This is a genomic window from Psychrobacter sp. CX16, from assembly GCF_057396245.1.
This window is the reverse complement of record NZ_JBXYJF010000003.1, coordinates 1-12,446: the sequence shown is the minus strand read 5'-3', so window position 1 is coordinate 12,446 and position 12,446 is coordinate 1. Positions and strand designations below refer to the sequence as shown.

General features: G+C 40.4%; 10 protein-coding genes. 8 read left to right on the top strand and 2 right to left on the bottom strand.

The features are described 5' to 3' along the window. Positions 1-189 precede the first annotated feature (189 nt). On the bottom strand, positions 190-1,464 hold the full coding sequence (locus tag AC2SLM_RS01635) for a site-specific DNA-methyltransferase (RefSeq protein WP_486551576.1): 1,275 nt from the start codon (positions 1,462-1,464) through the stop codon (positions 190-192). 62 nt (positions 1,465-1,526) lie between these two features. On the opposite strand from AC2SLM_RS01635, the gene AC2SLM_RS01630 reads away from it, so the two are divergent. Further along, positions 1,527-3,149: a hypothetical protein gene (locus tag AC2SLM_RS01630; RefSeq protein ID WP_486551575.1), complete on the top strand. Its 1,623-nt coding sequence runs from the start codon at positions 1,527-1,529 to the stop codon at positions 3,147-3,149. 316 nt (positions 3,150-3,465) lie between these two features. Here AC2SLM_RS01630 and AC2SLM_RS01625 read toward each other — a convergent pair whose 3' ends face one another. Further along, positions 3,466-4,899, bottom strand: coding sequence for a pyridoxal phosphate-dependent decarboxylase family protein (locus AC2SLM_RS01625; protein ID WP_486551574.1), 1,434 nt, complete (start codon positions 4,897-4,899; stop codon positions 3,466-3,468). Between the two features lie 514 nt (positions 4,900-5,413). Here AC2SLM_RS01625 and gspN point away from each other — a divergent pair. The 7 genes from gspN to AC2SLM_RS01590 form a co-directional block, all read left to right on the top strand. Beyond that, positions 5,414-6,247 (top strand): type II secretion system protein N, encoded by an 834-nt coding sequence (gene gspN / locus AC2SLM_RS01620; protein ID WP_486551572.1) that lies wholly within the window; start codon positions 5,414-5,416, stop codon positions 6,245-6,247. Continuing rightward, positions 6,247-7,206: a type II secretion system protein N gene (locus tag AC2SLM_RS01615; RefSeq protein ID WP_486551570.1), complete on the top strand. Its 960-nt coding sequence runs from the start codon at positions 6,247-6,249 to the stop codon at positions 7,204-7,206. Before gspN ends, AC2SLM_RS01615 begins: the two co-directional genes overlap by 1 nt. A 224-nt stretch (positions 7,207-7,430) precedes the next feature. After that, entirely contained in the window at positions 7,431-9,614 is a 2,184-nt protein-coding gene (gspD, locus tag AC2SLM_RS01610) for a type II secretion system secretin GspD (RefSeq protein ID WP_486551720.1), read from the top strand. Positions 9,615-9,737: 123 nt separating this feature from the next. Beyond that, positions 9,738-9,938 carry a hypothetical protein gene (locus AC2SLM_RS01605; protein WP_486551569.1) on the top strand — a complete coding sequence of 67 codons (201 nt, stop codon included), beginning with the start codon at positions 9,738-9,740 and terminating at the stop codon, positions 9,936-9,938. 175 nt (positions 9,939-10,113) lie between these two features. Beyond that, positions 10,114-11,004: a TatD family hydrolase gene (locus AC2SLM_RS01600; protein WP_486543377.1), complete on the top strand. Its 891-nt coding sequence runs from the start codon at positions 10,114-10,116 to the stop codon at positions 11,002-11,004. Positions 11,005-11,127: 123 nt separating this feature from the next. Further along, positions 11,128-11,955 (top strand): tRNA threonylcarbamoyladenosine dehydratase, encoded by an 828-nt coding sequence (locus AC2SLM_RS01595; protein ID WP_486551567.1) that lies wholly within the window; start codon positions 11,128-11,130, stop codon positions 11,953-11,955. A 214-nt stretch (positions 11,956-12,169) separates the two neighbouring features. Further along, positions 12,170-12,446, top strand: a 277-nt coding sequence (locus AC2SLM_RS01590) for a helix-turn-helix domain-containing protein (RefSeq protein ID WP_486551566.1), incomplete at its 3' end; no start/stop codon positions are given.

Below are 12,446 nucleotides of genomic sequence, written 5' to 3'. Positions count from 1 at the left end.
ATAAGTAAGTATATTTAGCATTTTAAGCTTTTGATTTATTCTTTATAAAACTCGCATTATGCACACTACTAAGCACCATAATTATTTGACTTATTAATCTGTAAATAATACTAAATTCTCGATGATTAAATTTTTGAAGACTATGAGTTCAAGGGTATTAAATGCATCATTATATATTGTTTTAATATTTTAAATACCTGAGTTAATAACTTGAAATTCGAAAGATTTATGTTCATTTTGAATTATTTTCAATCTTTCAAGTGTAATATCAGATATTTTTTTATAACCATATTTCCTGGCTGAATGCTTTAGCGGTATATCGCAATCCGTTTCCATCAAAATACATCTTCTATTACCATTATCAATTTGATTGAGTTCAGCTACTGCATGTGCTGTAGTTCCTGATCCAGCAAAGAAGTCGAGAATCACGGCCTCATCGTTAGAGCAAATATCAATAATTTTTTTTATATAAGACATAGGCTTAGGTGTGTCAAATATTTTAGAACCGAATAACTCTTTAATTTCTTTAGTAGCTTGTTCTGTATAAAAACTAGTGTCTTCCCAAATTGTTCTCACTTTAGTGCGTTTGATATTTATCGAGTCTCCAGCGTAGTTTTTAACATAAATTACGCCATTCTTACTAGCATATAATCTCCATTCTCTTTCTTTGGCAGTGTCAACCCCCCAAAGCCATCGCCTTTCAATACCTTTAGAATCAACAGGGGTAGTGCTAAGCCATCCAGGAATAGGATCTACGGATACTTTACCATTCTTAGGATTATAAAATAGAGGATAGAACATATTGGGTCTATCAACTCTTGAACTAGCTGCTCCTTTTTTACGAAACAGCCCATCGACTCGATATTGACCAAACTCATCAAGCTTATCATATGTTGTTTCATCTATTTGACCACGAAGTTTAGACTGTTTTGACTTACCATATATAAGAAGATATTCATGATTAGTAGCAAGATTATTTCTACTTCCTTTTCCATTTTTAGATCGACAAACGATTATGCTTCCAATAAAGTTGTCTTCTCCAAAAATTTTATCCATTAAAAATTTTAAGTACGCTTGTTCGTAGTCATCAACACTAACAGCTATAATCCCTGATTGTTTTAATAGTTCCTTAGCGTAAATTAAACGTGGCAACATAAAACTCATCCAAGAAGAATGTGTACCAAATATTCCATTTGACTTAGATTTACGGGTATCATTGTAGATAAAATTTGAACCAGTGTTGTAGGGAGGATCTATATAGCATAGATCTATTGATTCTTTAGAATAATGTGAAAGTCCTTTTAAGTATGATAAATTATCTCCTACGTATAGAGTAGTAACAAATTCAGACCAAGTTTGAACCTTATCTTCAATTGAATAGTTAACCTCTTCGGGTTGCAGGTCATTATCAAGTCCCAACTTTAAAGTCAATTTTTTAATTATTAGATCTATATTAGAGATCATGATTTACCCCTTTTTAAAAATGTATTATAGCGACTAAATCTAATTTTAACAGAAGGATTAATATGAAGTTTTACCCTGAGAATTTAACTTTAACTGAACAACTAGGTGAATTTGATCAATGGCTTACTGCGAGGCTTGAACGTGTTAAGGATAATGAAAAATTTACTTCTGAAATAGAATCTCTTTCTCAATGTATTGAAGTTATTTCTCCTTATCTTGATGATTTTTCGAGCTATGAAGTATTTGATATAGACAGTATATGCAATGCCATAGTAAGTGCTAGCGAACTATTTGTAACTGGGAAGAGCTTTGTAAAGGATGAGATAAATGTAACAGAGTTCTATGATACATTTTTCAATTTATTATTCTTAGCTTCCGGGGCTACTGATAATAATTTAAAAAATCACTTCTTAATACAGTTAAAAGAGGATGAAATTAAACCTTTTATACCTAAAAGAAGTGGAATCAAAAATACTATAAAATTTAGTCTAAAGGAACTTCCGTCTACCACTAAATCTGGATTTATTGCTAAATCGCTAGCCTCTTGCTTTGTGGGATCTCACAGATATTATAATTCTAAAGTAAAAACTGAACCAATATTCGATTTAAAAGTATATCTTACCTTACTTTTAAAGGAGTATATAAAACTAATTCTTGAAGATGAAGAAGAGATAAAGCAACTTTGGGCGGTCTGTTATGCTTACACGCAATTAAATGATATTGAATTAGAGGTTAATTTAGGTAAATACTTAATTAATGCTTGTACGATATTTAAAATACGAGGTAGTGTATCCGCTACTGGAGGCCATATTCCAGAAGATTTACTCAGGGAAAAGTTATCATACATGGGTTTGAGGCCTGACTTTGATTTTAATACTGCTGACGTTAAGATCGGTGAAGATGAGATAATTGAAAATAACAAGAGGAAAAAAAAGACTAGAGCTTACGATTTCATACTCCCATATAATATAGATGGTTGGGACCCAAAGCCAAAACTATTTATACAATCACAATTTTATGCAGGCGATTCTGGAAGTGTTTCCCATAAAGTAGTTGACCAAACACAAAGCTCTAGAGCTTTTACGCTTAAGAAATACAATAACGCTCGCTTTGTAGAGTACCTCGATGGTGCCGGTTATTATGCATCTTTACGAGGTGATTTGAAACATATGCTATCTTATGAAAATACCGCTTCATTTTTCCAAGTCAAAAGTATATTAGTACGACTAAGAAGAGAGTTGCAGTGCATTAATTTTTTAACTCCTATTGAATTTGAGCATGCTATTCTAATTAGTGAGAAGGGTCTTAAAGATGAAGTATATGAAGCCTTAGAAATTGACGGCTATCCACTTGAAGAAATAGAGCGAATATCATTTGTCTGCAAGAAACAGGGTTATATTACTGAAAATAATTCAAGATTAATCATATCTCCGGATCGTATAGAAATAGCAAGAAGATTACTAATTCTAGATATTGCGGCCAATAATGCTAGCCATATATCAAGAGAACAAAAAAATAGCTTTAAATATTTATTAGTTCCAGGTTACGGTGCTAATTGGGGTATTTTAGAATCTGAGCTAACTAATTTAGTCTGTACTATTTGTAAACAGACTGAAATTTTTGCTCCTGTTTTCTCGAGTGATATTGAATGGCTATTGGACGAAGGGGTTTTCAAACGTCGTTGATTATTCAGGATTAGCAAACTAGTATTTATAAAATACATTAGTTTGAATATAAGTTAATATTCAACTGGCCTTTATTAGAAATTGTAAATTTTTAGATTATATATTTATTTAAATTGACATTATTCTTTACTTATTTTATGAATTTACTAGGATAAGCTTTAATATAAAGGATATTTATTAAAATATTAAATATCAGGTGTACTTAAGTCTTCTAAGGAATACATAGTATAATAATGTTGATTAAGCCAAAGAGAGCCTATGTAGATAGGCTCTTTTTTTATAGATACCGAATAGAAAAATATCTAGTGCACAGATTTTATTGTTCAATTAAACCAAGCGAAGCAATATCGCTTTTTATATTATTCACCACGTCTTCAATATCTTGTTTGGTTAATAATGGGTTGATAGCACAGAATCTTAAAACAATTTTGTTATTTAACATGGTGGTGAAATAGATGGATTGATTTCTTTGTTCTGCCATTTCCGACAATTTATGGTTAATCTCATTGATCTCATCTTCAGTGTGGCGGTCGTCATAATATCTTATATTCACAATACCTAACTGAGCAGGCGAGACAATGTCGAAGTAGTCTTCAGCGCGGAACAATTGCTCAAAATATTCAGCATTATCAAAGCCTTTATCAATGGCTCGTCTCATCTCTTTAAGGCCCACTCTTTGTAGGGTGTACCATAAGCGCATACCACGGGCGGGCGCCGTTAACTCAATCCCCATATCCCAGAAGTTAATATTAGAATCATCTGATTTAATGTCGGTTAAATATTCAGGATTCTCCATAAACGTACGTGACATAGCTTGGCGGTCTTTACAAATGACAGTGGCGCAGCCATACGATTGAAACAGCCATTTATGACCGTCCCAGCTCACTGAGTCACTACGCTCAATACCCTCTAATAACTCACGATGAGAGGACAATAGTGCGCTCGCACCATAGGCACCATCAATGTGTAGCCAAGTATTGTATGCTTCACTGATATCTGCCAACTCATGTAGCGGGTCAATAGAGCCCGTATTGGTGGTACCGCAAGTACCTACGATTAAGAAGGGAATAAAGCCATCTTTTTTGTCTTGTTCGATTTGCGCTCTTAAGTCATCTGGGATGATTTGAAAGCGCTCATTGGTTTTGACTTTGCGGATATTGGCTTTAGGGATACCCATGACACGGATGCCTTTTGCCACGGACGAGTGGGTTTGGTCTGAGACGTAAACGGTGCCTTTACCGAATTCCTCATCTTTCAGCTTCTCATCTCGAGCCACAATGGACGCGGTTAAGTTTGCCATTGAGCCCCCGGAGACAAACAATCCACCAAGCTCTTTGACGGGATAACCAATTTGCTCACCCATCCAGTTAAGCAGTCTTTTTTCAGCGATTGCCATGCCCTGACTCAGCGTATGGCTACCACCATAAGGCGAATAAAAAGCATTAATCGCATCGCCAACCACAGATATGGGAGATAAGGCTAAAGGGATAAAAGAGAAAAATCTTGGGTTGTTTTGCTTGGTGCGATATTTATAAATCAGATCATGCATATCCTGTAAAACATCCTCTGCAGAACGCGACTCTTCAAGAAAGGGGATGTTTTTGATAGCCTCTTGTTTTTCCTTAGGCAAAGGGTTGAGGATATCAGTTTTGGCAACATTTGCCTGTTCTTCAACCATGATGGGCATGAATTTTTTCAGAGTTTTTTCAGCTTCTTCCCATTGAAATAAAATTGACTGATCTTGGGTCATCATTCTCTCCTTTTATTTATACTTATTTTAGGATTTAGTAGAGTGGTCTGCCTATTCGTATCATAACAGTCACTCGTTTTAAATTATTACTTAATAGTTTAAATAGTTAAGTTGTAAAAGTAAGTATTAAAGCTATGAACGTTAATATTATGAAGTTAATATCATAAGGATAGATAATTAATGGGTGTTCGAAATATTAAAGGTAGATTATTTTGTTAAACTAACCATTATCTTAACTAAAATGATGTGATTTATGATCAAAACCATTTATATAATATGACAAGATGCATTATAGTGTATTGTTTAATGTTGTCAGTCTGTATTAAATGTTAATAGAATAAATGAAAAGGCTTATTTCTTAAAAGTCTGGGCTTAATCTACAAGGCAAATCTAGTTTGATTCTGACTTAAAAAGAATATGTAATCCTCTTGTCATCATTAGGTATAATAATTAACGATTTTTAGTTATGCTAACCCTAACGTCATTCATTTAACATATTTAGGCTTTATATATCTTGCAATCGACTCTTTCCTCCTCTGGGCAAAACAAGAATGTCAAAGCGGCTCAACCAAGTAAGCTTTGGTGGCTCTTCGGTGCTTTGATACTGATGCTGTGCGTCATGATTCAAATGCCAGCGGTGTGGTTGGTCAATCAGTTTTTGCCAAGCTCCCCATATATTCAGCAGGTCTCTGGTAATATCTGGCAAGGTTCAGTGGTGGCTAAAGTTCCGCAGCAGTCGTCGAATATAGGCGCGTCACCTTTATCAGGCACAATCACTTGGCAATTAAAACCCTTATCACTATTCTTGGGACGGCTTGGTGCGGATGTAGAAATGACATCAGGGCAGACGCGTCTTACCGGAGAGGTAAGTCGAGGGTTCAGTGGTTGGCGAGTGACCGATTTATCAGGTCGAATTAATAAACAAACCTTGGCCTCTTTAGTCAGTTGGCGCCTACCGGATGCACCTATTCAGGTTAATGCTGTTTCTGCGACGCTCAATAAAGACAAAGGCTTTAGTGATGTCGATGGCCAATTAACATGGGCTGGCGGTGAGCTGGGTTATCCGAGTGGTGGTCAGACTTATACGTTATTATTACCCTCAATGCAGGCGGATTTAAGTCAAGAGAGCCGTAATAACAGCGAAGTGATACATGCCAACTTGATCGACAAAAATAGCAAGCGCTTGGGGGATATCTACTTAGATGCAGAGGGTATGCTCGATGTGGGCTTAACTCAGCGTATGCTTGAGCATATGCCAAGTTATAAAGGCAGCGCGCCGGCTGATACGGCTGTTGTTAGCGTGCGTCAGCCGCTACTGAGTAGTCTTGGTAGTGGAGGGGCTCAGTAATGGCGAAATCCTTTGGCTCACTGGCTACTCTCAATAAATCCTTAACAGATTGGCTCAATAAATTATCAGGTTGGCTGTTACTGGTGGCTATTGTTTGGCTGTGTTGGGGTATAGCACGTATTGTTTGGTTACTTTTAGCACCGCCGCAAGTGCCTAATTTGCCGCTTGCACAATTACAAGTCAAACCGCCTTCTAGTATTAATGCCAGTGCCGCTTTGTCTATTTTTGAGTCGCCACAAGTTCAGAGCCAGCCAACGCAGCCGCCACCTGATGTGATATTAGCAGGGGTACTGTTGGCGTCTCCTAGTAGCTTGTCGTCGGCTATGTTGAGTGTCAATGGGGTGATGGAGAATTATCGCGTTGGCGAGACACTAGCAGGTACCAACTATAAGTTGGTTAAAGTAGACTGGAACCAGGCCGTCATTGCCGACAGTAACAATAATGAGGTAGTGGTGGATATGCCCGAGCGGATGCCGCTTGATCAAAGCGGGCTGTATGATGAGGCGGGTAACCCAAATCTGCCACTAAACTCTGGTATGGCTAATGGTAGTAGTATACCTACCATGCCGGCGCAGCAGACGCCTTCTGGTTATGCTGACAATCAGCAAGATGAAGACAATATGCAGCAGCCAGCAAGCCCTGCACCCAGTGGTACAAGTCCGATGGCTGCCATTGATAATGCGGTCAGTGAGCTGAAGCAAAATCCCGCTAATTATCTAAGCAGCATGGGCGTTATGGCAACCGGTCAAGGTTATCAGGTGACAGACGCCATGCCATCTGGGCTGCGTAGTAAGCTTGGATTAGAGGCAGGTGACCGAGTGCTGTCAGTCAATGGTCAAAGCGTGGGCAATAACCCTGCCAGTGATGCTGATATACTTAGTCAGGTCAAGCAGTCGGGTCAAGCCACTATAGAAGTCCAGCGCGGCGATCAGATATTTACCGTCCGTCAGCAGTTTTAAACTCTTTAAAATAAGCGTCACCCTTTGGTGCTTGTTATTTGATTCATTAACAGAACGTCATTATTTAGGTACGATATAGCATGTTGAATTTGCGACCCTCTCAAGCCGTTAAACCGTTAGTCAAAAAGCTATCTCAGGCTATATTATCAGTCAGATTGAATCACTCTCCAATATCACCGAGTGCCCTCTCGGGTAGCTTATCTGCTAAGTCGATCAGCTGGCTGGTGCTGCCTGTAGCAATCGGCTTATCTACTCAAGCGGCTTATGCCGAAAGCTGGAAAGTGAATCTGCAAGATGCCAATATCAAGGCATTTATTAATGAAGTGGCGACCATTACCAATCAAAACTTTGTGTTAGATCCTCGTATTAACGGTAATGTGACGGTCATATCTAACCGAGCGCTATCGAGTGATGAGATTTACGAGCTGTTTTTAAGTGTCATGCAAGTCAACGGTATTGCTGCCATTGATACCGGCACCACGATTAAACTGGTACCAGATAACGTTGCCAAACAATCGGGTATTGCGGTTGATTTAGAGGGCAACTCACAAGGCGAGGCGCTTAAAACGCGGGTGGTTTATTTAGAGAATACTCAGGCCGCTGAGATACTTACGGTTATCCGTCCGCTAATGCCGCAGTCAGCCCATGCCGCTGCCGTTCCTGGTATTAACGCTTTAGTATTATCAGACCGTGCCGATAGCCTAAATCAAATTACTACCTTGATTCGTGATCTAGATGACAGCAACCATAATGCCTTAAGTGTTATTCCACTACAACACGTCGACCCTGAGCGTATGATGGATTTAATCAGTGGATTAACAGGTACTGCGGCTAATGGCGCCGGTACCGGTGGACAGCTTAAAGTCATTGCCGATGCTGCCAGCGATCGTTTACTGGTGCAGGGCAGTCCGGAGATGATTGCCAAAGTGCGTACCATGGTTAATCAACTCGATGTCAGCTCATCCAAACGCTTAAGTGGCCTGCGAGTCTTTCGTCTAAAATACGCCAGTGCCCCGCATGTGGCTGATATGCTGCGCGGTTTACTGTCCAATCAATCGATTAATAGCTCGGGTGCGGTATCTACCTTAGAGTCGGCCTCATTGACTGATAGTGCGGCGCAAGGCTCAAGCCTTAATAGCAGTAGCACGATAAATAGCAGTGCTAATAATAGTAGTTCGTCGACGTCCTCAGCAAGTAGCACGCCTCGTGCCGGACTTAGTCGCTCAAGTGGTGAAGCCTTTAGTATTATTGCTGATGAAACTCAAAATGCAGTGATTGTTAATGGTAAACCTGAGCTGATTGCTGAAGTAGAAGAAGCGGTGAATCAATTAGATACCCGCCGTGCGCAGGTGCTTATTCAGGCGGCAATTATCGAGGTATCGGGTAACGATGCCAAGCAATTGGGCGTACAGTGGGCGCTGGGGAATGCTAATAGTGGTTATGGCGTGGTGAACTTTAATAATGTGGGCGCTACAGCAACCTCATTGGCATCAGCGGCATTAACTGGAGCAGGCGTTAGTGAAGCGGCCAGTGCCATTGCCGGTGCCTTTTTAGGTATTGGAGATAGCAAAACCGATAGCCGTGGTAACCGTGAATTCTATGGTGCTATTTTGCAAGCGCTGGATTCAACCACCAGTGCTAACTTGTTATCTATGCCGTCTATTTTGACACTCGATAATGAGAAAGCCAGTATCTTGGTCGGCCAAAACGTGCCATTTGTGACCGGCTCTTACACCACCAGTGGTAACTCCTCGACTAACCCATTCCAGACCATTGAGCGTCAAGATGTGGGTATTAATTTAAATGTGATACCGCATATTGGTGATAATGGCACTGTGCGTTTGGAAGTGTCGCAGGAGGTGTCTTCGGTGGTGAATGGTAGTACCAGTAATGCCAGCGGATTGACTACCAACAAAAGCCTAATCAATACCACCATTTTGGCAGACGATCAGCAAACCATCGCACTTGGTGGCTTAATGCGTGACAACACTACTAATGGCGCTCAAAAGGTACCGGTATTGGGTGATATTCCACTTTTGGGTCGCTTGTTCCGCTCAGACAGCAGCAATACTGAAAAAAGCAACCTGATTATCTTTTTGCAGCCGACTATCTTAAGAGATGGTGGGGCGGTCGCCAGTGTTACCGAGAAGCGTTATGACCAAATGCGCGTCATGCAGCTGGTTATCGATCAAAACGGTACTATCAAAAAGATACCTATGTCAGGGGCAGCCAATTGGGGCGATGAGAGCAGTACCAATTATGAATTAGCGCCATTAAGCCCGGTATCACCTGCCTCGAACCGCAGTATCAGCTTGCCAAAATCGGATACGTTCCCTGTCTATAGTCAGCCTGATAATGGTCAGCAAGATGCCTATATTGATTTAAGCTCTGGCTCTAAAAATCGTTAATTCATCCTTGCTGATACACAGGAGCAATTAAATACGCTTACATATTGGCTAAACGTACCCTCTTGAAGAATCGCCGACTAGGTAGCATCCTAAAGGCAATTAGATACAAAAGAGGACTTGCACATGCGTTATACAAAATTAATGAAGCTTGGCGCTGTTGGGTTGGCGTTATTATTGATTCCACGCCGCAGTAGCCGATTAGCTAGTGGATATCCTAGACCTACTGATAGCGCTGACAATACGGTTGATGGTGAGTCATATTTCATCAATAATCAAAATAAAAAGTTAGCCGATAGTACCTCTATTCATCCTAATTCTGAATGAAATACAGACGGTAATCGCTAAAGCCCCAGAAGAAAGTTTGTAAATTCAAACAGAGGGGCAAGGGCAATAGGGTTAACGTCTGTTGCTTTCTATATGATTATCTAGATTATTTGCTATATATATCACTTTTATCCAATATTTAACTCACTGCTCATACTTAACGGTGAAATTTATTATGTCTCATAATTTAGATGACCAACCATCCGTAATCTATCCGCTCATCGATACGCACACTCACTTTGATGATTTTGTGTTCGATGACGACAGGGTAGCGCTTGCTCAGTCTGCTTATCAATCAGGCGTGCAGCATCTACTGCTTATCGGTTATCTAGCAAAATACTTTCAGCGCCTAAAAGACACCCAAGACCAATTAGATGAATTGAGTCAAACCTATCAAGTGCCCCAAGCGCATCTAACATCAGGATTGCACCCTGCTTATATTGCTGATCATACTGAGCAAGACTTAGAGGATTTAGCAGATTTTGTAAGGGCGCATCATCACATTGCGATTGGCGAGATTGGTTTGGATACTTTTACCGATGAGCTAAAGACAGAGAAGTCTGTTAAAAAGCAAAAGCAGTTTTTTAGAGCACAGCTTGATTTAGCGGTAGAACATCAATTGCCAGTGCTGTTACACATTCGCAAGGCACATGCTGAATGTTTAGCGCTGCTCAAAGAGCATGACTACGATGCACACAAATTAGGCGGTATTGCACACAGCTTCAGCGGCGGTGAGCAAGAAGCAAAAGCCTTTGTGAAACTTGGATTTAGACTGGGCGTGACTGGCCAAGTGACCAATACCAATGCCAAAAAGCTGCGCCGTGCCATTACTGAAGCGGTGAATGAGTACGGCATTGAATATCTAGTATTAGAAACAGACTGCCCTGATATGACGCCGGTTTGCTGCCAACATGGCGTTACGCCCACGCGTAATGTACCGGGTAATTTAAACTTTGTGCTCGACGCATTAAGTGAGCTGCTTAATATTGAAAAACCCAAGTTGGCCAAACAGCTTTGGCAAAACAGTTGTGATGCGTTAAGAGTCGACTGGGCATATCCTGAATAAGTGCCATCAACCTCACTAACACAAGATAAATTCGCATATGTTGTACAGTGGCTATTGGCTAAAATAGCTGCCTGATTTAATTTATATCGATTAATTTAACCATCTATTAGGATTGAACGCCTTATGACGAACTCAAATTCTGATCAGCCACAAGACACCACACAATATGACCGCCGTTTCCAAGGGACACGTACTCTTTATGGTCAAAATAGCTTTTTAAATTTTGAGAAGGCGCATGTGGTAGTGATAGGCGTTGGCGGCGTTGGAACTTGGGTAGTTGAGGGATTGGCACGTACCGGTGTCGGAAAATTAACCTTGATTGATATGGATGTATTGGTAGCATCAAACGTCAATCGTCAGCTGCCGGCGATGGACAGTACTTTTGGACGCAGTAAAATTGCATCAATGGCAGAGCGTGCTACGCAGATTAACCCTAAGATTACACTCAATTTAGTGGACGACTTTTTGACTGCAGATAATGTGGCACAGCTTTTGCCAAATAGAGCTGCAGCAAAGCAGGCGGCAGCCGCAGGCGAGCAAATGGTAATACTTGATTGTACCGATGATATGTCGGCAAAATTAGCGATTGCACTGCATTGCCGTTTTAATAAATTAAAGCTGATTTGTGCGGGCGGCGCCGGCGGTAAAACTGATCCGCTACAGATTACGGTCAGTGATTTAAAAGATACCTATCAAGATCCATTGTTGGCACGCCTGCGTAGTAAGCTGCGTCATGAACACAATATAAATAAAGAGATGAAAGAGAAATTTGGCATTAAATGCGTCTATTCTACTCAGCCGCCGATTGTTAATAAATCGGCTGATGGCAGCTGTCAGGTCGGCGGGCTACACTGCGGCGGCTATGGCTCTGCAGTAGCGGTGACCTCGGTCGTGGGCATGACGATGGTGAGTGAGACCTTAGCCTTGCTAAGTAGTAAGTATAGTCAGTGAGCTACTAATGAGCAGCTACTAAACAGTTACGGTGTTAACCTTGCTAAGCCTACACTTGTGGTAATTGCGCTTGGTTGCCTTGTCACCATTTTAGAATTCTCGGACTATAAACCGCTGATATAGATTTGAATAAAAAGCCCTTAGATTGACTCTAAGGGCTTTTTTAATGATGTTGTCCCGTCCTAAAATAAGTTTACGAAAAGGAAGCTTATAAATGGACAAAGCAGAAAGATCAAGGATTAAACGAACACAGAAAGATTACACACTCGGCTTTAAATTAGCTATTGTAGAGCAAGTAGAAAAAGGCGACATGACCTACAAACAAGCCCAAAAGCACTATGGCATACAAGGACGTAGTACCGTCCTAACTTGGCTTAGGAAACATGGTACATTAGACTGGAATACACCGCCAAAGAGCCTAAGAATGCCACACAAAGAAACCCCAGCCCAAATCATAAAAAGACTTGAGCGACAACTGGCTGATGAAAAAA

Coding starts and splice junctions, on each gene's coding strand:
- AC2SLM_RS01635 (WP_486551576.1), bottom strand. CDS start 1,464: ATGATCTCTAATATAGATCTAATAATTAAAAAATTGACTTTAAAGTTG.
- AC2SLM_RS01630 (WP_486551575.1), top strand. CDS start 1,527: ATGAAGTTTTACCCTGAGAATTTAACTTTAACTGAACAACTAGGTGAA.
- AC2SLM_RS01625 (WP_486551574.1), bottom strand. CDS start 4,899: ATGACCCAAGATCAGTCAATTTTATTTCAATGGGAAGAAGCTGAAAAA.
- AC2SLM_RS01615 (WP_486551570.1), top strand. CDS start 6,247: ATGGCGAAATCCTTTGGCTCACTGGCTACTCTCAATAAATCCTTAACA.
- AC2SLM_RS01605 (WP_486551569.1), top strand. CDS start 9,738: ATGCGTTATACAAAATTAATGAAGCTTGGCGCTGTTGGGTTGGCGTTA.
- AC2SLM_RS01600 (WP_486543377.1), top strand. CDS start 10,114: ATGTCTCATAATTTAGATGACCAACCATCCGTAATCTATCCGCTCATC.
- AC2SLM_RS01595 (WP_486551567.1), top strand. CDS start 11,128: ATGACGAACTCAAATTCTGATCAGCCACAAGACACCACACAATATGAC.